The sequence below is a fragment of the Oxynema aestuarii AP17 genome (assembly GCF_012295525.1).
In the GTDB taxonomy this organism is placed as follows: domain Bacteria; phylum Cyanobacteriota; class Cyanobacteriia; order Cyanobacteriales; family Laspinemataceae; genus Oxynema; species Oxynema aestuarii.
This window is the reverse complement of record NZ_CP051167.1, coordinates 3,671,262-3,692,184: the sequence shown is the minus strand read 5'-3', so window position 1 is coordinate 3,692,184 and position 20,923 is coordinate 3,671,262. Positions and strand designations below refer to the sequence as shown.

The window sequence follows — 20,923 nt, the reverse complement described above, 5'->3', positions numbered from 1 at the left end:
CTTCAATTAATAACCCTCGACCTTCGGCCTTTGGTTTCGATCCCCACCCGACCCGCTTAGAGATCCTTGAGAACCTGACTTAGAGAACACTAGAGAACACTGACGATGAGTGCAACCGCCAAAACCTTAGTCAACCAACCTTACAAATACGGATTCGTCACCGACATCGAATCCGACAGCCTCCCCCCCGGCTTAAACGAAGACGTCGTGCGTAAAATCTGGGCCCTCAAACAAGAACCCGAATTCATGCTCGACTTTCGGCTCAAAGCTTATCGCCAGTGGGAAAAAATGCAAGAACCCAACTGGCCCCACGTCAACTATCCCCCCATCGACTACCAAAAAATCGTTTACTACTCCGCCCCCAAGAAAAAAGACAAACTCAACAGCCTCGAAGAAGTCGATCCCGCCATCCTCGAAACCTTCGAGAAACTCGGCATCCCCTTATCCGAACAAAAACGCCTCAGCAACGTCGCCGTAGACGCCGTCTTCGATAGCGTCTCCGTCGCCACCACCTTTAGAGAAAAACTCGCCGAATCCGGAGTCATCTTCTGCTCGATCTCCGAAGCCGTGCGCGAATACCCCGACCTGATCCAAAAATACCTCGGCAGCGTCGTCCCCGTCGGCGACAACTACTTCGCCGCCCTCAATAGCGCCGTTTTCAGCGACGGTTCCTTCGTCTACATTCCCAAAGGCGTCAAATGTCCGATGGAACTGTCCACCTACTTTCGTATCAACAACGGCGAATCGGGTCAGTTCGAGCGCACCTTAATCGTCGCCGAAGACAATAGCTACGTCTCCTATCTCGAAGGTTGCACCGCGCCGATGTTCGACACCAACCAACTGCACGCCGCCGTCGTCGAACTCGTCACCCTCGACAACGCCGAAATCAAATACTCCACCGTGCAGAACTGGTACGCCGGAGACGAAAACGGGAAAGGCGGAATCTACAACTTCGTCACCAAACGGGGACTGTGCAAAGGTAAAAACTCGAAAATTTCCTGGACCCAAGTCGAAACGGGTTCGGCGATTACCTGGAAATATCCCAGTTGCGTCTTAGTCGGGGATAACTCCGTCGGCGAATTCTACTCCGTGGCCCTGACCAACAACAAACAACAAGCCGACACCGGAACCAAAATGGTGCATATCGGCAAAAATACGCGCAGCACGATTATTTCTAAAGGCATTTCCGCCGGAAACTCCGCCAACAGCTATCGCGGTTTGGTGAAAATGGGGCCGAAATCCGACGGGTCGCGCAACTATTCCCAATGCGACTCGATGCTGATTGGGGATAACGCCGAAGCGAATACCTTCCCCTACATCGACGTACAAAACGATAATGCCAAGGTCGAACACGAAGCCTCGACCTCGAAGATTGGCGAAGACCAACTCTTCTACTTCTCGCAACGGGGAATCTCCGCAGAAGATGCGGTCACGATGATGATTAGCGGCTTCTGCAAGGATGTATTTAACCAGTTGCCGATGGAATTTGCCGTAGAGGCAGACCGCTTGTTGAGTCTCAAATTAGAAGGTTCGGTCGGCTAGGGAAACTCGGGAATCGGGAATTGGGAATCGGACCGGACGGTCTTTTTCCCCTCTCAACCCTCAAACTCTCTCTTTCCCGACTCCCGACTCCCTACTTTTCCTTTGCTTGCCTTCCCCCCTCATTGTTTATTCACGGAGTAATGTTCAGCGCAAATGATTGTAGAAAATAGCGAAGTCATTCTGTCCGTTCGCGATCTCAGAGCCGAAGTAGACGGGAACGAAATTCTCAAAGGATTGAGCCTGGAAATTAAAGCGGGTGAAATTCACGCGATTATGGGACCGAACGGGTCTGGAAAAAGTACCTTATCGAAAGTGTTAGCCGGACATCCCGCCTATGCCGTGACTGGGGGCGAAGTGGTGTTTAAAGGTCAGAACTTGCTCGATCTCGAACCGGAACAGCGATCGCTGGCGGGGATTTTCCTAGCTTTCCAATATCCGTTAGAAATTCCGGGAGTGAGTAATCTGGACTTTTTGCGGGTGTCTTACAATGCGCGACGCAAGCATCAAGGGTTAGAAGAACTCGATGCGTTTGACTTCGACGAATTAATTCAAGAAAAACTGGAAATTGTCAAGATGAATCCGGCTTTCTTGAATCGCAGCCTCAATGAGGGATTCTCCGGTGGGGAGAAAAAGCGCAATGAGATTTTGCAAATGGCGCTGTTAGAGCCGAGTTTGGCGATTTTGGACGAAACGGATTCCGGCTTGGATATCGACGCGCTCAAGATCGTGGCGAATGGGGTCAATCAGTTGGCGTCGGCGGACAATGCGATGCTGGTGATTACCCACTACCAACGGCTGCTCAATTACATCGTGCCGGATATCGTCCACGTGATGGAAGCGGGACGGATTGTGACCAGTGGGACGAAAGAATTGGCCCAAGAGTTGGAAAACCGAGGCTATGACTGGGTGAAAGAAGAGCTGACGGCGAAGGCGGGAGTGTAATGAGTATCCAAGTATCTGCGAAGCCTGAATTATCTTATCTCGACGGGTTGCTGTCGGAGGCGATCGGCGGTGCGACGAAGGTGGTGCCGGAGAATTATGCGATCGCCCCGGAAACCGCAGCCTGGTTGCAACAAGTCCGCGACAATGCGGCGACTTGGGTGCGCGAGTTGGCGATTCCGACGACGAAGGACGAGGAATGGCGCTTTACGGACCTCTCGCCGTTGCTGGCGGTGAATTTTGAGGCGGGTAAGCCTCTGGTGTTGCCCTCGGAAGCGTTAACCCCGTTTGAGTTATCTCAAGAAGCGAGTCGCGTCACCTTTGTCAATGGGGTGTACGCGCCGCAATTGTCGAAAGTGACCGCTTTACCCGACGGGGTGTTTGTCGGCAATTTAGGACAGTTACCGCCGGGATTGCGCGATCGCCTCGCGGACTATCTGACGGCGCAAGAAGGGGGGAAAGAAGTGTTTACCGCCCTCAATACCTCCGGATTGGTGGATGCGGCGGTGGTGTGGTTGCCGAAAAATGCGATCGTCGAAACCCCGATACAATTCTTGTTTTTAGCGACTAACGGCGAAACTGCGTCTCTGATTCAACCGCGCGCTTTGGTGGTGGCGGAAGGTGGGAGTGCTTGCACGTTACTCGAAGAATACGTCGTCGCCGAACGGGAATGGTGCGATAACGTCAAACACGGTCAACCCTATTTCACCAATGCGGTCACCGAGATCTGGTTGGGAGACAACGCCCAAGTGAAGCACGCCCGCATCCAACGGGAAGCTCACAACGCTTTTCATATCGGCAAGACGGCGATCGCCCAAGGTCGAGACAGTCATTACGAATGTACCGCCGTCTCTACCGGGGCAAAACTGGCGCGCCACCATCTCGACGTCTTCCAAAAAGGAGAAGGCACCCATACCGTACTCAACGGCTTGAGTGTGGTGCGCGGGGAACAAGTGGCGGATACTCATAGCGCGATCGCCCTCAACTATCCCCACGGTAGCAGCCAACAACTGCACAAAACCATTGTCGACGATCGCGCCCAAAGCGTCTTTAACGGGAAAGTCTTCGTCCCCAAACCCGCCCAACTCACCGACGCGAGCCAACTCAACCGCAATTTACTGCTCTCGCCGAAAGCACGAGTCCACACCAAACCGCAACTGCAAATCACCGCCGACAACGTCAAATGTTCCCACGGCGCCACGGTCAGCCAACTCGAAGAAGACGAACTCTTCTACCTTCGCAGTCGCGGCTTAGACCCCAACACCAGCCGTAATCTACTCGTAGACGGCTTTGCGGGCGAAATTCTCGATCGCCTCCCCCTCAAACGGTTACAAACCCGTCTCGCCCGTTGTATTGCCTGCCGAACCGACAATTCTTAAAGCCGATCCCGCTTTCTCGACTTCCGGGAAAGCGGGACGATTCCCTATTGACGATTCCCCTTATTGTGCAGATGTGATGGTAGTTACTCAACATAGAACCCTAGCCGATCGCGTGCGCGCCGATTTCCCCATCTTGACTCAGGAAGTCAACGAACGCCCCTTAGTCTATTTGGACAATGCGGCGACCTCCCAAAAGCCGATCGCCGTCCTCGACGCCTTACGCCACTATTACGAATGCGATAACGCCAACGTCCATCGCGGCGTACATACCCTCAGCGCCCGCGCCACCGACGCTTACGAAGCCGCCCGCGAAAAAGTCGCCCGCTTCGTCAATGCGGCGAGTTCGCAAGAAATCGTCTACACCCGCAACGCCAGCGAAGCGATTAACTTAGTCGCCTACAGTTGGGGGCTAAATACCCTTAAAGCCGGGGATGAGGTCATCCTCACGGTGATGGAACACCACAGTAATTTAGTCCCCTGGCAGTTGGTGGCGCAGAAAACTGGGGCAGTACTCAAGTTTGTCGAACTCGACGAGACCCAAGGGTTCGACCTGAACCAGTATCGTAGCTTGCTCTCGGAAAAAACCAAGCTGGTCTCCGTGGTTCACGCTTCCAATACCCTCGGTTGCGTCAATCCGGTGCAAGAGATCGCCCGACTCGCCCACGAGGTGGGGGCGAAGGTGTTAATCGATGCCTGTCAGAGCGTCCCTCACATGCCGATCGACGTGCAGGCGATCGATTGCGATTGGTTGGTGGCGTCGGGTCATAAAATGTGCGCGCCGACGGGGATCGGCTTTTTATACGGGAAACTGCACGTCCTGCGATCGATGCCCCCGTTTTTAGGCGGCGGCGAAATGATTGCCGATGTCTTTCTCGACCGTTCGACTTATGCGGACGTTCCCCACAAGTTCGAGGCGGGAACTCCGGCAATTGCGGAGGCGATCGCCCTCGGCGCCGCCGTCGATTACTTGAGCGAGCTGGGGATGGAGAATATTTATGCCTACGAGAAACAGCTCACGAGTTATCTGTTCGAGCAGTTAAATCAAATCCCCGAAGTCAAGGTATACGGACCGCAACCGAAGGCGGACGGCTCCGGAAGAACGGCTTTAGCGTCGTTTACTTGTGGCAACGTTCACCCCCACGACTTATCGACGATTTTGGATCGCGCCGGGGTGGCAATTCGCGCCGGACATCACTGCACTCAACCCCTTCATCGGGCGATCGGCGCCCAGTCTACGGCCCGGGTGAGTTTGTATTTTTACAATACCCGAGAAGAAATCGATGTCTTTATTGCCGCGCTCAAAGAGGCGATCGACTTCTTCGGCGATATTTTTGGTGCTTAGTGGTAAATCTCCTAACTCTTTTCAACCCGCTTGAGGCGGGTTTTTTTGTTGGAAGTGTTTTACAGTGAAATAGCAACTTTCTAAAATCGCGAAGAATTGGGCGGATCGCGCGAATCTGAGATCGAGGGTTGGGCTGCGATCGCGAACGCCCGGGGCGACTTTAGGAGACAATCACTAGAGTTTTCCGAATTGAAATCTTATGCATGACAGTAGTTTGAGAAGGATTGCCAACCGTCTGACCAAAACACTCAATTGCGATGTTTTTATCAAGCAAACTCTGGAACATTTGAGAACGGCTTTACACGTCGATCGCGTCATTTTATATTATTTCTATTCTCAGTGGCGCGGACAGATCACTTGCGAGGCGATCGCCAAACCTCAGTTTTCGATTGTCGGACAGCGCGGACCGGATGACTGTTTTGATGATGGTTATGCGGCCCTTTACGCAGCCGGAAGAGTTCGGGCAATTTCTAATATCGAAACCGAAGATATAGACCCCTGTCACCGCGATTTACTACTCGAATTTCACGTCAAAGCCAATCTGGTCGTTCCCATCCTCACTGAAAAAGGATTGTGGGGACTATTAATCGCCCATCAATGTCAGGCTACTAAAGAATGGTCGTCTCAAGAAATCGAAATTATGCAAAAAAATGCTCGAAAATTAGCAGAAGCCGCCGTCATCCGCGAAAGTTAGATCCAGTTATTATTTAATGTAATTGTATTCTGATTCTTTTTTACAGTTATTAGTTTCTGACGGGCAACATGCCCGCCCTCTGGATTTCTAACTCCCTACTCCCCCACTTCATGTATCCTACCGAACCGATTTATTAAACTGTTCGGTCTTTAAACTACATGAGTCAAACTAGCAATCTGTCCTAAAATCATCATAGAATTAGATGTCCGGTGGGGTGGGGTCGCTCGGGAACACTTGCCCACCTCTTTATTCCTATGAATTTTTGAAAAGAAACAGCTTAGCAATCCCTTTATAAGAAAATCTAAACGACCCGACGGGGAGGAAAGGGCAAAGGGGTTACAATTCGATACGGGCGAATCACTTTTTGTAGATCTTGGCGAAAGTGATGAAAACTGGTTTCGACCCGTGCATTTTTTACCCGGGAGAGTAGTTGTTCGAAGCTGCAACTTTCTAAGACTGCGGGACTCTCAAATAGCAAATATCGAATCGTCTGCATCAATCGTCTGAAAGAAGATAAATCGGAATAAGGATGGGGTAAGAACGATCGCCCCCGATCGCCGATCTCCGGCACCTGAAAGGCGATCGGTTTGTGTTGAGGGTCGAAGAGATGGCTGGACTCAATCCACTCTAAATCCCGGGCGATCGCCTCGGGATCGGCATAGAAAGGGCTAGCATCACTCCCCACCCGTCGGGTCAGACTGGCGACGGTTTGCGGGCGATTTAGAGGGGAATCGGACGCCTCGGCGATCGCGGCGATCGCGTACATCAAACGCTCGAAATCGATCAAGCGGGAATAAGGATGGGGGGCGTTCGCCTGCTGGCGTTGGCGGCGACGGGCGATCGCTTGCGGGAGGCGATCGAGTTGCTCGCGGACGAAGGAGGCGATCGCGAAGCGGCTCCCTTGGAGCATCGCTTCGTCCGCCTCGGGAACGAAGCGACAAACGCGGGCGAATCCCTCCGCATCGATCGGGGGAAAGCGCCGCAAACTCCGGTAAAACGCCTCGATGACCGCATCGGGAACTTGGCGATCGCGCTGGCGGTTGAACTGCTGGCAGCGCGACAACGGCGGTGTCAGGTACCATCCCATCCACAGCACGTCCAAATCTCCCAGTTTGTGCAACATCTCGATCCGCCAGCAGCGTTTGGCATTGGTGGCGTCGTAAATCACCGGGCGGCGATCGCGCGCCGTCGAGCGAATTTGGGCGATCGCCTCCGCTTCGATCGCCCGCCAATCTCCCTGGATTGCTTCGTCGCCAAACAATTGCGCCCGGATGCGATCGGTAGAGACGATCGCCCCTCCCGTGACCCGTGCTAACTGCCGCGCGAAGGTCGATTTCCCACTCCCGGGAACGCCGATCAGAAAGTGACCGATTTGACCGATGTTCGACGAAGTCAACGAAACCTCCTCTCAACCCCCGAAGGGAAATTTCACTCTCCCTTCGGGATCGACGATCTCACTTATGGCGGATATGTTCGTAAACCCCCACGTATTGAGCGCCGGGATTATTCCACGAGTAATCGCAAGCCATCCCCTGTAACACCAACTTGCGGAATTCCTCCGGTTCGTTAAACCACAAGTCCAAAGCACGCCCCATCGCCGACTCTAAAGCATTAAAGTCCGTTTGATAGAACACGTAACCGTTGCGCTCTTCCGGCGGTTTGTTCGGATCGTGGTCGCGATCGAAGACCGTATTGAGCAAGCCGCCGACGCCGCGCACGATCGGGACCGTGCCGTACCTCAAACCGATAGTTTGGGTCAAGCCGCACGGTTCGTAATTACTCGGCACCACAATCAGATCCGCCCCGGCATAAATTAAGTGGGATAATTCCTCATTAAAGCCGAGTTCTAAATGACAGTTGGGATTGTCATTTAAATGATGTTTTTCGTGGTGGAACCAACTGTTAATTCCCCCTTCCGTTGCCGATCCCAATAACACGAATTGGGCGCCTTTATTGAGGGCGTAGTAAATGGCATGGTGAACGAGATGAACCCCTTTCTGTTGGTCGAGTCGTCCGATAAAGGCGACTAAGGGTTTGTCGCTTTCTTCTAAGAGCAAGCGCTCTCGCAAAGCTTTTTTATTGAGGACTTTATCTTGCAGATTTTCCGGGGAGTAATGATAGGGAATGTAGCGATCGTCTTCCGGATTCCAGACCTCGTAATCGACGCCGTTGAGAATACCGCCAAATTTATGTTGGTGCAGTTCGAGGGTATGCCCCAAACCGTAGCCTATATCGGTGTAACGGGCTTCCCAGGCATGGTGTGGCGAGACGGTATTGACGTAATTGGAGTAGACGATCCCGCCTTTCATAAAGTTGAGCGCGAAGGGGTTGAAATTATCCTGGAGGCGATCGTAAGTGAAATAGTACGGTTCGCGGTTTAATCCCGTCGCCCAGAGAACGTCAGCCCCGGCAATTCCTTGGTGTTTGAAGTTGTGAATGGTGTAGCAAACCCGTTGATTCCACAGCCCATTGTATTTGTACATCTCGAATAACAGCACGGGCAGTAACCCGGTTTGCCAGTCGTGACAGTGGATGATGTCGGGACGTTTGTTGCTTTGCAGGAGGAATTCTAAGGCGGCTTTGCTGAAGAAGGCAAAGCGCATGTGGTCGTCGAGTTCGCCGTAGTAGCGACCGCGATTGAAGAAGTTATCGCCGGAATGGGGCTGGATGAAGAAGCAGACGCGCCCGTGGACCCATCCGCAAAAGACCGAGCAGTGAATTGCACCGCCGAACCAAGGCACCCACAAGTCGCGATAGGCGTCGTGCAGGCCCCAGATGTGGTCGTAGCGCATACAGTCGTACATCGGCAGGATCAGCTCGACGCAATGACCCCGGATTTCGAGTTCGCGACTGAGGCCATAAACGACGTCGCCTAAGCCACCTGCCTTGATGACTGGGGCGCATTCAGAAGCAATCTGGACTACGTACATACTCACTCCTGGCGTTACAAAAATGTGTTTGGGTCGTTTGGGTTTGCCCGCGTGGGACTTGGAAATTGAACTTTAAAAAGGGAGCGGTTCGGGCGGGAGTGACTTCAAAATTTCATGTTTTTTAGTTTTGAGAATGACTTTAAGTGTTCTACAAGATTGGCTTTTGGTTTAAATCTTTACAAAAGTATACATTTTCTGGGCAAGCAAGCAAGGGACTGGGGAAAATTTCTGTCTTTTGGAGGAAACTGAGGGGATGGCGGGGAGGTTGGGGGCCGATCGCGCGATCGCGGCTGCTGCGTGGAAGCGGGGATCTGAATAATAAGATGAAGTGTGTTTGCGATCGCCAGACGATCGCGAGCTTATTGTAATCGGGAATCATCATGACATTTGATTTACAGCAAACTATCGCCCTCGGACCGGGTGGGCCGCAGGTGAAGCCTCTCGGAATTGGGGCCTGGTCGTGGGGAGATACCTTATTTTGGAATTACGGCAAAGATTACGGCGTGGAAGAAGTCCGTTCGGCGTTTGAGGCGGCGATCGCCTCTGGAGTGACGTTTTTCGATACGGCGGAAGTTTACGGACGGGGGGAATCCGAGCGGCTCCTCGGCCAGTTTAGCCAGCAATGCGATGGGAGAGTGCAAATTGCCACGAAATACGGTCCGTTTCCCTGGCGGTTGACCGGGGAATCCGTGCGCGAGGCGATCGCCGCCAGTCTGGAACGGCTGCAAGTCGATCGCGTCACCCTCTACCAAGTCCACTGGCCCTTTACCTTCTTCATGAGCCAGGAAACCTTAATCAACGCCCTCGCCGATGCCGTCGAACGCGGCCAAATCGAAGCCGTCGGCGTCAGCAACTATTCCGCCGACCAAATGCGGCAAGCCCACGACCTACTCGCCCGACGGGGGATCCCCCTAGCGGTCAATCAAGTTCGCTATTCCGCTCTCTAAAACTTACTCAAACTTAATCATTTGATGTTTAGTTCCTAGCTTGGATCTTCCGAGACCTTTCCATCACGCTTGCTTACACGGCTGAGCTCTCCGCGTTTTCTAGATTAATTGCCGCATTTAAGTCACGATCTATGGAAACGTGACAGTCCGGACAGTCATACTGTCTTCGGTCCAGGGGCATTTTTTGTCGGTGTCCGCAGTTAGAACAGATCTGCGAACTGGGATACCACGGGTCAATCAGCGTTAATTTGCTCCCGTACCACTCGCATTTATATTCAAGCTGACGACGGAACTCATAAAACCCACCATCCGCAATCGCACCAGCCAGCTTGTGATTTTTGAGCATCCCTGACACATTTAAGTCTTCAATTTTTACTTCGCCGTGGTTCTTAGCTAAGTAAGTTGTTAACTTGTGTAGATGGTCGGCTCTAATATCCGCGATGCGTCGGTGGGCTTTAGCTAACTTGAGTTTAGTTTTTTCTCAGTTTTTACCTCCTGTTTGACGGCGGCTTAGTTCTTTCTGGAGTTTGGCCAGTTTTTTCTTGGCCTGACGATAAGCTTTCGGATTGGGATAGATTTTACCATCGCTCAGGGTGGCGAGAGTTTTAATTCCTACATCTACTCCAATCCGCTCCCTATCCCCGTTCGCCCCCCTTTCAAAGGGGGGTTGGGGGGATGGTTCAAAATCAATTTTGAAGGCAATATACCAGTCCCCTGCTCGTTTACTTATGGTGACGTTTTTAGGACGGACTGGTGGTAACTGTTCGTGGCTTTTTACCCAACCGATCCGAGGTAGCTTTACCCAATTACCGGAAACTTTAATGCTTCCTTCCAGGTAAAAACTCTCTTTGACATTCTTTTTTTTAAACTTGGGGAAACCTGTTCCTTTGACTTGCCCAACTCGCTTAAACGCTTTATTTAGGTTTCGCAACGCTTCTTGAGGGCTACATTTGGAGACTTCATAGTACCAAGGATTCTGACTTTTTACCTCGGCGACTAATCTTTTGTGTAAGTCGATAGAACTCGGGAGTTTACCTCGGGCTTCTAATGTTTCCTTACAGGTAGCCAGTCCCCAATTCCAAGCGTGTCGAGCGACTCCTGCGTGTTTCGCCATCAACGTTCGTTGTCGGTTATTTAAGTCTAGCTTGGTCTTAAAGCCTTTCACTGACTTTTTTAACTTCTCAACAATCTTTTTGTTCGGCTAACTTCAGCTACCATAAAGACTAGCAGAAAACAATGGAAATGGTGAAATCCGCGATTTTTGCGGCTTCAGTCCTTCTAGACTTACTCAAACTTTTATTTTAGCATAAAAAGGGAGTAAGTTTAAGACACTTTAGGTAGAAATTTAACCCCTGTTGTTAACCCCGCCCAAGTCGCCCTCAACTGGCTGATTGCAAAGGGGGGGTGATTCCGATTCCTGGTGCCAAAACCGCCCGACAAGCCCGCGAGAATGCCGGGGCGCTGGGTTGGCTGGTGAACGAGGCAGAAGTCGCCGAATTGGACGAGCGATCGCGAGAGTGGCTCTGAGGTCGTATCGTTCCTTCCCCGGGGGGCGATCGGGCAAAATCGAGGCGATCGCGGCACGAAAACGACAAGCATCCCCTAGAACTTTAGGGGAAATTTCCCAAGTCTTGAGGGGGAGCGACGATGCACCGCCAACCCTTGCGATCGATCTTCCGATTTCGCGAAGCGCTCCCCTCGAAAGCAGGGGAGGGAGGGAAAGTTCGCCAAAGATAGGGTCAATCGGCGCCGTTAAGCCGAGCTGCCCGGGCGCCAAGGGTCAGACTCCCCAGATCGGGGAACTGACGGCGCAGGCGAAGGCTTTGGCCGAACCGTTCGATTCCTCCCCCTTAGCTTTCTTCTTGGCTTCCGAAAACCATTTGTAAAATCATCGGTTCGCCACCCTCTTGGTGATAGCGGTCGGCCCATTGGCGCACGATTTCGTCTAACTCTTCGAGGGCGCGTTCCATCCGTTCCGGTGGAATATCCAGTTCTTCTAAAACTCGCATCGTTTGGGGTTTGCGTTCGGCCCAATCTTTCATCAGGCGAAAATAGCGAGCCGTATCTTCCACCATGACATAGGTGCGTTCGCGATCGTCTGCCGGGGAATAAGACGCCCGCGTTAAAGCGTAAAACGGCATTCCCCAGGGCGAATCGATCCGCGTCACGGTTCCGGAATAGACCAAACGCCGTTTGATATGTTCGGCTAACGCTTCACTCAAGGGCATTTGCCGTTCCGGGGGAAAGTCTTCCTGAGAACGCCTGTGCAGAAACTCGATCAACTCCATGAACTGGAAGGAGTTAATCAGTTGGGCGTCCGGTAAAGGCTTGGGCAATTTACGCTCGATTTGCCGTTTTTCTTCGCTGGTGAGGTTGGTTCCCGGAACCCGAGAGATCCCGGGTTGCCACGGGTACTGTTCCAACCAGACATAAGGAAACTGGATCAGATAGCGCGGTTCTTGAGAACCGAGCATTTTGAGCAGTTTACCTTCCGTCAAGGCTTGTTTGACTTCCTCGACGATCGCTTTGACCCGTTTCGGTTCGATGTGATGCAAATGCCCCGTCATGCGCAGGTTCTGCCCCTGCTCCATGTAGGTCGTGTAAATGGCACATTTCGCGGCTGTTGCTGCTGCATCTAGAAATGCTCCGTGCCGATGCCCACTGGTTCTCATGGCACTGAAGGCCAGATATAGCATGATCTGATCCATCGCACTGGGGCTAAGGCTTTTGATCAGATCCACGTCGTTGCTCATCTCAATCCTCGTATTACGGATAGGTCAAGTTGTAGTTGCACCCTTCTCCGTTTATTGTCTTCGATGATGGTTACAACTCAACCAGCCCTGGGTAAGCCGATCTTGGCTCGCTTCGCAGCAGGCTGACTCGCAACCTCCGTTTTCCGATCGCGATTGCATTAGGCTTTGGTTCACCATAACTTACACGCACGCAGTTGGATGGAGACAGTTTTGGGGGTGAGTCAGGGGTGGGCTGCTCGAATTTTGCCATTTTTCCCGCTCGATCGCGAGATCCGGCCAGATGGCAGCGAGAGGGTGCGCGAAGGACGGCGGCACTATCCCACACAAGCGATGGCGTTGTCAAGACAATCCTAAGATCTCCTGACTTGCCGCCTCAAGGCATAATTGAGCGCCTCGATTTGTCCCTACGAAACGCTTTACACTTTTGTCTCCACAGTCGTGTTTGCCAGTTTAAGGGCAACACTTTTTACTGCTCTGCGTCATTTGTTACTCAATTAACAAATTTTGTCAAAATTCTATCCTAGAAAGAATATTCGTGGCAAGTTTTGAGATTTTCGCGTTCGTCGTTGAGATTTTCGATTGAAACATCTCGGAAAGCGTACAAGTAAATCAGGTCTGAGGAGGACCCAGGAGTTCTCAAACAATGCAGATTTTTTAAAAAAAGATTAAAAAAGCTTCTCGAAACTTGTAGCAACAAGTGCGATCGCACGAAAATAAAACACTCAAGTTTTTCGCTCAAAACCCGAGTGTTTTAATCGGAAGAGGAGGAATGAGAGTGCAATTAAGAACCATGCGATCGCAAACCCGGCAAGGAGGAACTTAGTGCGGAATTGGCGATCGCCCGATCGGGATGCAACCCCTCGGTCACCTCACACCGCCCGCTTCCGCGATGAGGACAAATCTCCTCACTTTGTTGGCCTCGAACGGAACTCGGTAGGGTTTCCCACCGGGAGAAGCGATCGCCCTGGCTTGCTGGCTCCTTGCCTTGAGATCCGGCAAAGCCCGCCAATAGCAAGCCGCAGAGGATAATAGAAGCTTGAGTCCGCATCAGTAATCTGTATATCGGATTTTCCGATCCACTTTTCTCAAGTTTTTGAGAACTATCCGGAGGAAAGACCCCCGAGTTCCCCCACGAATTTTTAGATTTTAGATTTTAGATTTTAGATTTTAAATTTTAGATCTTCGGTTGAGGGAAGGGATCGGCACCCCGACTCAATGCTCAAAAAGTTTGCTATAAAATAACTTTAATTTAAAATTATAAATCGACAACAGAGCAAAAAATGTAGTGTTAATTAGTTAAAATTTTTAGCGAGACTCCCAGGCTTCTACCAAAATCCATCCCCCGGAACAGTTCGATCGCCCCGCGATCGCAATTTTCTCTCCTTCGGGTATAACTTCGCGCAAGTCGCGTTCGATATCCGGGTACAAAGTCACCAAAATCCAGGGTTCCCCGCCCGATCGCGGGCGATCGCACTGAGTCAAGCGGTAATCTTGCTCGCCAAGACGCTGCAAGACCCCCACATACCGCTCCGGACCGACCCGGGCGATCGCCGTCCCCGGCGTCGGCGTCTCGCCCTCAAGGGGATACGCCTGGGGACAGTCGAGATAATAGCGCTGCCAGTCGAGCCAATCGGGGCGATCGCGGGTGAGGTCGAAGAGCGGAATCACCGCCGTCGGGGCGATCGCATCGGTCAACAACGCCTCTTGCAATTCTCGCACGGGTAACTCCCTCGGTTCGCAACCGCGTTCCACACACAACGCCGCCGCCATCCCCGCCGCCTGTCCGATCCCCATGACCGCAGGTTGCAAGCGGGTCGCGCCATTGGCGATATGAGAAACCGAAATATTTTTCTCACAAACTAAAAACCCGTCCGTTGCTGCCGGAACCAAACAACCGTAGGGAATCGCAAACGGGGTTCCCGTCAGCCGACCGCCCCACCGTATAGATTTACGTTGTACTTGCAACTTAAAATCCCCGGCGATCGTCTCGGGATAATGGTGGTCGTTCTCGTAATTGCCGATCGCCACCGCACTCACCCGCTCCGATCCCGGCAATCGGGCGACCCGACCGCCGGACATCGGTAAAATATCTCGTTCTGTCAAAGTTTCCAGCCCTTCAATCCGCCGACTTTCGCGGTAGTACGGATGCAAAGCAAAGGCGCCACCGCCGTTCGCCCCCTTGCCTTTGAACCCGGGGGGGAAGATTTCCTCCGCCAACCCGTAACGACGGCCCAATTGATTCTGCACGTAAAGTGCAAAACTTTGGGAGTGCCAGAGCGCCTCTTGCAGGAACTGCGATCGCGCCGTCTCCGAGGTCACGAGGCGATCGAGTCCTTCCCCGTAATCGTTGCCGCGAATCGGCCAATTCAGCAAAAAGAGATCGCCCGGTAAACGGGCGTAATCCAGGAACTGATGGGGACCGTAAGCGTCCCACGCCCCCGCAAACAACTCCGGGCGATCGATCTCGGGGACGGGAACGGGGGGCGCCTGCTCTCCTTCCCCGAAATCCCGCAGAACCGCCACCCAAGTTGGCGCCTGCACCGGATAGCGACGGGTGAGGGCATTGGGTCCGACAGGGGCACTCGGTTCGTTCCAGCGATCGCGCCATTCCCAGCCCCAGCGATAGGGAATCTCTGCTAACGGCAGTAAATCCCCCAATTCCGTCCCGTCGAGGATAATCCGGGCGCGCACTAGCACCGTATCGAACCGAACCGCGATCGGGCGATCGCCGTCGCGCAGGACTTCCCGAGGCACTTGTCCCCGGATCCAATGCAAATTGGGCAATTCGCGCACCCAATCCGCAAAAATTGCCGCCCCGACGCGGGGATCGTAAGTAAAAAAACTTACCCAACCACGATTTAAACCGCCCACTTGGCGCCGTTCCAATTCCCGCAGAAACGCCCCCCACAAGCCCGTCTGAAACGCGGCTAACTCGTTCCCATCCGGCGCGCAAACCCCCGCCGAAGTCAGCATCCCGCCCAACCAAACCCCTTCGCCGACCAGGATCGTATTTGCCCCCCGTCGCGCCGCTTGAATCGCCGCCGCCGTCCCTCCGGTTCCGCCACCGACGACTAAAACATCGGCGTCGAGGGTTGTTATCTCTGGATTCATTTTCTGTGGAATTTTAGAGATTTTAGAATTTGGATTTAAATGCGGGAGTTGGGGCCTGTTTACCACAAGGGCATGACGATGCCAAAATTAAAGAGTAAACCCGCGATCGCGCCGCCGATCCCCGCGCCGACGGTGGCGGCGACGGCCCAGTTTTTCAAAGCAAAATTACGGCTTAATTTATCGGCGCGAATTTCGCGGCGAACGTGGGAACTTAACACTAAAGTGGCGATACCTGCTTCGGCTAACGTTCCGACAAAGCCCGTGGTCAAACCGACTAACACGAAAGAGGTTCCAAAAATGAGAATCGGTGCGATCGCCAGAACCCGTTTAAAAGCAATGCTAAATAGTTTGAGAACGCCAAAACTGACGCCACCCATCGCGGCAATGGTCAAACCCATCGCGATCGTTCTCAAGGTCGAATTTTCCACAGTTTGGAAGTCGATTTGAGTTAATCCCCACAAGCAAATGACGGCCAAACCGGGGGCGACCATCCAGCGATTTATAGTTTTGGCAATCGGGTCTAAGTCTTCGTTGGTGAGGGTTTCCGAGAGGTCTTGAGCGACCACGAGGGTGAGGGGAACGCTCAGGGCGATCGCCAATCCGGGCCAAACTAAAGTAAGCGGAGTTATCGCCCCCATTGAAAAGACGATCGCGCGCGACGTTTGCAGGCGATCGCGACTCAGCCACCGCCCCAATTTAGGAACCCGAACGCACGGCGGTCTAACTTCTAATTGTAAGGGAATCGAATAGGTATCGGGAATCGAATTGGCGTGTAAAATAAGGGTGTGACCGTAAGTTTCGTTAACCGATAGTTGGTGCGTATCTACGCTGATGCGACATTCAGTTTCATTCCCGCTCAACTGGGCGGGTTCGATGTAAATCCAATTGCAACTTTCGGCGTCATTTTCCGGATCGGTTGCGATTTCCCATCGTGCTTCGAGTAAGGTCTTCGGATCGGTATTTTTAACCGTCACCGTTTGAGAAACAACTTTATTCGGTTCGGCGGTAAAGTCGAGGCGAGATGCACTCAATTCGACTTGTGGCAGTCGGCGACGAATGGGAAGCGGTTTGAGGGCTTTTAAAGCTTCGGTGGCATTGGCAAAGCGATCGCCTGCATTCGGCTGCACCATTTTTTCCAGCCATTCAATAAATTCATCGCTAACTTGGGTGAGTAAATGGCGGAAATTGACGCGATAAGTGCTATCGATTAAGTTGTTAATGGCGCTCGATTTTGTCCCGGTTAGCAAGCAGGTTAGAGTGACGCCCAAACTGTAGAGATCGGAGGCTTCACTCAGTTGTAAATTGAGCAGTTGTTCCGGGGGCATAAACCCGGTCGTTCCCGAAACGACGCTACTGAGGGCGATCGCCTCCCCGCCCATACGCGCGAAGCCGAAGTCGATCAGGTAAACGTTGGTGTTGTCATCGACGAGGATATTTTCCGGTTTGAGATCGCGGTGAATGACCGGAGGAATTCGATTTTGGAGATAAACTAAAATTTCGAGAATAGAAACGGCAATCGTTTTAATTTCTTCCGGGGTAAACGTGCGCGGATTGACTAAAGATTCGGCATTTTTGTATTCGTGAACGAGGCAAAATCCATCGGGGGTCTCGAAGGAATCGAGATATTGTGGAATTCCGGGATGATTGAGTCCACGCAACACTTGGATTTCGCGTTCGTGTGCTTTATAGGCGGACCAGTCGGCACCGGGACGGGCAAATTGAAATTGTTTGATAACGACGGTTTTTTGCGTTTTGAGTTGGGTGGCGCGGTAGGTGGCGCGACCGCCGAGGTAGTTGGTTCCCAGAGATTCGACGACGTCGTAACCGCGATCGCGCCAATCGGGACGAGTTAGAGTCGCGGCGGTCGGCACGATCGAAGATGTATTGACATTTGTAGGGGTTTCACTCTCGGTCGATTCAGCCGCGATCGCCTCGTTCTCGGGGGTTGGGGAGTCGATCTCCCGGCCATTTTTCGATCGTCCGATTCGATCGCCAATCAGTCGGGTGACTGTGGCGCTCAACCAATTTTTTTCGTGATTGTCTGTCATGTTTCGCTCGTCCTTCGGGCGCGATCCCTCTATTATTTTAGGGGATCGAATCCCCCTCGTTGCTGGGAAAGGTGGTGGCGGCGACGGGCGATCGCGATTTGAATATCGATGTTTCTGGAGAGAAGCGGTACACTTTGATGAGGAAAATTGGAAGATAATGCTGGTTTTTCGGGCGGGCGATCGTCAGTTGAAGCCGGGTAAAAATTGAGATTTTGTTGTTAATTAAAAATGAGGACTAAACCGAGCGATTCAGGCTTTCGACCCGTCGATCGATCTGGGTTTCAATGGTGGCTAAAGCGATATCGGCAGAGAGGCGATCGAGATCGGGAACGCTCCAATATTCGATCGCCTCACTCCAGTGGGGAAAGCGATCGCGCATGAGGGAGCGGTGTTCGGATTCATCTAAAGCAATAATGGCATCGGCTGCGCTAAAATCACTACTATCAACTGCTTTAGGAAAGCGAAGATCGGAGGGTAAAAAGATTCCTAGTTGCTGAAGACGTGCGAGTGCATGAGGTGAAATCGGTCCGATATTATCCGTTCCTCGTTCTAAAGCTAATCCTCGCGAGGTAGCACGCCAACATAGGTTCTGTTGTTGACAGCGATCGTTAAATAGATATTCGGCAAAGCGACTGCGATAATAATTCCCAGTGCATAAAAATAAAATCGTTTTCATCGACGATCCTTGTCGTGCAGTTATCTTGAGTGTAGCGGGAGATCTCCAATGGCGTCGAATTCAAATTAAAAATTATCCGGTGGGAACGAGATCGACGGAAGTTTCTGTATTAAGAATAGATCCCGCGATCGCTTTGACGGAGATCGTCGATCTAGAAATGGCGAGTTTTGGGCGATCGGTCTATTCCCTCCCGATTTAACTCCCGAAACCTTCTGATTTTTTCGTGTTAATCTCGATTCAGTAAGGACTCTAGCTAATTTTTTATTGTTTTAGAGTGAAATTATGTTACGGCAAACTATCCTATTTGATTTTGACGGTACCCTTGCCGATACGTTAGAGGCGATCGTAGAAATTACAAATCGATTGTCCGGAGAGTTCGGTTACGACACGATCCGAGCGGAAGAAATCGCCAAATTGCGGAATTTAACGTCAAAACAAATTATTAAAACTTCACCGATCCCGATCTCGAAGTTGCCTTTTTTATTGCAAATGATCAAAATGGAACTCAAGCACGAGATCGATCATCTCAAACCGATCGCCGGGATGAAGGATGTATTAAAAACCTTGAAAAAACAAGGATTTCAAATTGGTATTTTAAGTTCCAATTCAAAAGAAAATGTGCGGGGTTTTGTAGAAAAGCATCGATGGGAATCTTTGTTCGACTTTATTTATTCTGGTGCGACTATTTTCGGTAAAAATAAAATTATCAAAAATTTTTTAAGAAAAGAAAATCTCAGCCCCAGCGATATTATTTATATTGGGGACGAAACCCGCGATATTGAGGCGGCGAGAAAAAGTAATATTAAAGTGATTGCAGTGTCGTGGGGCTTTAATTCTAGAGAAGTTTTAGCGCAACGCCATCCCGATGTGTTAGTCGATTCTCCCGAACAGTTAATCGAGGCGATCGCCCAGTTACAAGCTTCGGTGACGGGAGAAGCGGTCTAAAAAATCTGCCAACTTTTTTCAAGGCTTTGCGAGGGAAATCGGCTTTAACCGACGTGAGCGAGAATTCTCCCATCTACTTCGTTGAGATGGGGGATGAAAGCGAACTTAGAATGAAGTTCGATCTTTTTGTGCTTTAATAAATTTATCTCTAAAAGTTTTACGGGTAATGTTGAGAGCAACAAGAGTCAGAATCTATCCTACCGCAAAAGAACGACAGCACTTAGCCCAAAGTTTTGGGTGTTGTCGTTTTGCTTGGAATTATGCTCTTAACCTAACCAATGAAACCTATAAAGCAACCGGAAAAGGTCTTTCTAGGTTCGCTATTCAGAAAGAGATAACGAATCTCAAGAAAGAATACGAGTGGATGAAAGAGCCTTATTCTCAGTGCTTACAGGTGGTAGCTCTCAACTTATCTCGGGGGTTCGTCAATTTCTTTGAAGGTCGTGCTTCTTTGCCAACTTTCAAATCAAAACATGGGAAACAGTCAATTAGTTATCCTCAAAACGTTTCTCTAGTCGAAAACGGTTTGAAGTTTCCCAAGATAGGGATTGTTGATGCCAAAATTCATCGGGAAATAGAAGGAACTCTCAAGACGGTAACCGTTTCTAGAAATGGTCAGGGACATTACTATGCTTCTATACTCACCGAGGATGGGAAAGAAACTCCTGAAAAGTCAGCAGATGGAACAGCGATCGGGATCGATCTTGGCATCAATCGCTTTGCGATTACCAGTGATGGTTCTAAATTCAACAACCCTAAGTGGATTAATCAATATGAACGTAACTTAAAAGCGAAGCAAAAACGATTAGCTAGAAGGGAAAAAGATTCTAATAATTGAAATAAGACTCGAAAGCAAGTTGCCCGAGTTAACAAAAAGATTTCCGATTGTCGGTTAGATTTTCACCATAAGCGATCGCGCAGGATAGTCAACGAAAACCAAGTTGTTTGTGTGGAATCCCCCCTAACCCCCCTTAATAAGGGGGGAACTAAAGGGGGTATAGGCATGGTCAAAAATCACAATCTAGCTAAAGCAATTAGTCAGGTCGGTTGGGGTCAATTTTGCACCCTGTTGAAATACAAGTGTGAGTGGGAAGGGAAAATATATCAAGAAGTCGATCGTTTCTTCCCTAGTTCTAAAACTTGTAATGTCTGCCTAAATCAAGTCAGAAGCCTGACCCTCCATTTTAGGAGTTGGCGGTGTGAAAAGTGCGGGACTCAACACGATCGCGACATCAACGCTGCCAAAAAGATCGGAGATGAAGGAGTGCGGATTATATCCTCTGGGACGGGGGAGATCGCCGATCGCCCAAGTGTAAGTCGAGATAGTAGAAGTCGCAAGACCGCTACCGTTTCGCAGTTTGATGGGTAGGAAACCCCAACCTCGCGATCGCAGGTTGGGTAGTTCACTACTCTCGGGAGCTTGGCTCGACGAACCGATGAATCAGAGCGCAACGATCCGGAATCGGGCCGATTCTCCCGTTCCGCTCCCCCTCAACAGACCCAATCTAAAATCTAAAATCTAAAATCTAAAATCTAAAATCCCATCTTCTCCAATCTGTCACGATAAGCTGTACACACAGGGTCAAGCATCGAAGACCCCCGACGCCCGCAGATTTT

The 20,923-nt window shown here is 51.2% G+C and carries 18 protein-coding genes and 2 pseudogenes; 11 read left to right on the top strand and 9 right to left on the bottom strand.

Annotation, left to right across the window (positions count from 1 at the left end; genetic code table 11):
• The first annotated feature begins 105 nt into the window (after window positions 1-105).
• The 5 genes from sufB to HCG48_RS14965 all read left to right on the top strand — a co-directional run bounded on the left by sufB (window position 106) and on the right by HCG48_RS14965 (window position 5,896).
• The gene (sufB, locus tag HCG48_RS14985) at window positions 106-1,542 is read left to right on the top strand and encodes a Fe-S cluster assembly protein SufB (protein ID WP_168569877.1); all 1,437 of its coding nucleotides are present in this window, start codon (window positions 106-108) and stop codon (window positions 1,540-1,542) included.
• Window positions 1,543-1,695: 153 nt separating this feature from the next.
• Window positions 1,696-2,484: a Fe-S cluster assembly ATPase SufC gene (gene sufC, locus HCG48_RS14980; protein ID WP_168569876.1), complete on the top strand. Its 789-nt coding sequence runs from the start codon at window positions 1,696-1,698 to the stop codon at window positions 2,482-2,484.
• Window positions 2,484-3,860: a Fe-S cluster assembly protein SufD gene (gene sufD / locus HCG48_RS14975; RefSeq protein ID WP_168569875.1), complete on the top strand. Its 1,377-nt coding sequence runs from the start codon at window positions 2,484-2,486 to the stop codon at window positions 3,858-3,860. Before sufC ends, sufD begins: the two co-directional genes overlap by 1 nt.
• Window positions 3,861-3,936: 76 nt before the next feature.
• The gene (locus HCG48_RS14970; protein ID WP_168569874.1) at window positions 3,937-5,202 is read left to right on the top strand and encodes a SufS family cysteine desulfurase; all 1,266 of its coding nucleotides are present in this window, start codon (window positions 3,937-3,939) and stop codon (window positions 5,200-5,202) included.
• 199 nt (window positions 5,203-5,401) lie between these two features.
• On the top strand, window positions 5,402-5,896 hold the full coding sequence (locus HCG48_RS14965; RefSeq protein WP_168569873.1) for a GAF domain-containing protein: 495 nt from the start codon (window positions 5,402-5,404) through the stop codon (window positions 5,894-5,896).
• A gap of 301 nt (window positions 5,897-6,197) precedes the next feature.
• Here the strand turns inward: HCG48_RS14965 and HCG48_RS14960 are convergent, their stop codons facing one another.
• From HCG48_RS14960 to HCG48_RS14950, 3 genes are all read right to left on the bottom strand, one after another.
• Window positions 6,198-7,292 carry an ATP-binding protein gene (locus HCG48_RS14960; RefSeq protein WP_168569872.1) on the bottom strand — a complete coding sequence of 365 codons (1,095 nt, stop codon included), beginning with the start codon at window positions 7,290-7,292 and terminating at the stop codon, window positions 6,198-6,200.
• A 58-nt stretch (window positions 7,293-7,350) separates the two neighbouring features.
• Window positions 7,351-8,826, bottom strand: coding sequence for a glycogen synthase GlgA (gene glgA / locus HCG48_RS14955; protein ID WP_168569871.1), 1,476 nt, complete (start codon window positions 8,824-8,826; stop codon window positions 7,351-7,353).
• 148 nt (window positions 8,827-8,974) lie between these two features.
• On the bottom strand, window positions 8,975-9,208 hold the full coding sequence (locus tag HCG48_RS14950; RefSeq protein ID WP_168569870.1) for a hypothetical protein: 234 nt from the start codon (window positions 9,206-9,208) through the stop codon (window positions 8,975-8,977).
• Here HCG48_RS14950 and HCG48_RS14945 point away from each other — a divergent pair.
• Complete coding sequence (locus HCG48_RS14945; RefSeq protein WP_168569869.1) at window positions 9,207-9,773, top strand: aldo/keto reductase; 567 nt, start codon at window positions 9,207-9,209, stop codon at window positions 9,771-9,773. The genes HCG48_RS14950 and HCG48_RS14945 overlap by 2 nt on opposite strands.
• Window positions 9,774-9,846: 73 nt before the next feature.
• Here the strand turns inward: HCG48_RS14945 and HCG48_RS14940 are convergent.
• Window positions 9,847-10,938 (bottom strand): annotated as a pseudogene (locus HCG48_RS14940) (RNA-guided endonuclease InsQ/TnpB family protein).
• 239 nt (window positions 10,939-11,177) lie between these two features.
• Here HCG48_RS14940 and HCG48_RS26105 point away from each other — a divergent pair.
• Window positions 11,178-11,300, top strand: a complete 123-nt coding sequence (locus tag HCG48_RS26105; RefSeq protein ID WP_375339316.1) for a hypothetical protein — start codon at window positions 11,178-11,180, stop codon at window positions 11,298-11,300.
• Between the two features lie 323 nt (window positions 11,301-11,623).
• Here the strand turns inward: HCG48_RS26105 and hetR are convergent, their stop codons facing one another.
• The 4 genes from hetR to HCG48_RS14915 form a co-directional block, all read right to left on the bottom strand.
• Window positions 11,624-12,526 (bottom strand): heterocyst differentiation master regulator HetR, encoded by a 903-nt coding sequence (hetR, locus tag HCG48_RS14930; protein ID WP_168569868.1) that lies wholly within the window; start codon window positions 12,524-12,526, stop codon window positions 11,624-11,626.
• 781 nt (window positions 12,527-13,307) lie between these two features.
• Window positions 13,308-13,574 carry a hypothetical protein gene (locus HCG48_RS14925; protein WP_168569867.1) on the bottom strand — a complete coding sequence of 89 codons (267 nt, stop codon included), beginning with the start codon at window positions 13,572-13,574 and terminating at the stop codon, window positions 13,308-13,310.
• A gap of 257 nt (window positions 13,575-13,831) precedes the next feature.
• On the bottom strand, window positions 13,832-15,637 hold the full coding sequence (locus tag HCG48_RS14920; RefSeq protein ID WP_168569866.1) for an FAD-dependent oxidoreductase: 1,806 nt from the start codon (window positions 15,635-15,637) through the stop codon (window positions 13,832-13,834).
• Window positions 15,638-15,696: 59 nt separating this feature from the next.
• A complete protein-coding gene (locus HCG48_RS14915; protein ID WP_168569865.1) occupies window positions 15,697-17,685 on the bottom strand; it encodes a serine/threonine protein kinase in 1,989 nt (662 codons plus the stop codon).
• On the opposite strand from HCG48_RS14915, the gene HCG48_RS14910 reads away from it, so the two are divergent.
• Window positions 17,684-17,893, top strand: a complete 210-nt coding sequence (locus tag HCG48_RS14910; protein WP_168569864.1) for a hypothetical protein — start codon at window positions 17,684-17,686, stop codon at window positions 17,891-17,893. The two genes, HCG48_RS14915 and HCG48_RS14910, sit on opposite strands and share 2 nt — an antisense overlap.
• Window positions 17,894-17,920: 27 nt before the next feature.
• Here the strand turns inward: HCG48_RS14910 and HCG48_RS14905 are convergent, their stop codons facing one another.
• Window positions 17,921-18,361, bottom strand: a complete 441-nt coding sequence (locus HCG48_RS14905) for an arsenate-mycothiol transferase ArsC (protein WP_168569863.1) — start codon at window positions 18,359-18,361, stop codon at window positions 17,921-17,923.
• Window positions 18,362-18,386: 25 nt separating this feature from the next.
• Between HCG48_RS14905 and HCG48_RS14900 the strand changes: the two genes are divergently transcribed.
• The 3 genes and pseudogenes from HCG48_RS14900 to HCG48_RS14890 all read left to right on the top strand — a co-directional run bounded on the left by HCG48_RS14900 (window position 18,387) and on the right by HCG48_RS14890 (window position 20,675).
• Window positions 18,387-18,560, top strand: a complete 174-nt coding sequence (locus tag HCG48_RS14900) for a hypothetical protein (protein ID WP_168569862.1) — start codon at window positions 18,387-18,389, stop codon at window positions 18,558-18,560.
• Window positions 18,561-18,643: 83 nt separating this feature from the next.
• A complete protein-coding gene (locus tag HCG48_RS14895) occupies window positions 18,644-19,306 on the top strand; it encodes an HAD-IA family hydrolase (protein ID WP_168569861.1) in 663 nt (220 codons plus the stop codon).
• 166 nt (window positions 19,307-19,472) lie between these two features.
• Window positions 19,473-20,675 (top strand): annotated as a pseudogene (locus tag HCG48_RS14890) (RNA-guided endonuclease InsQ/TnpB family protein).
• Window positions 20,676-20,923: the final 248 nt, after the last annotated feature.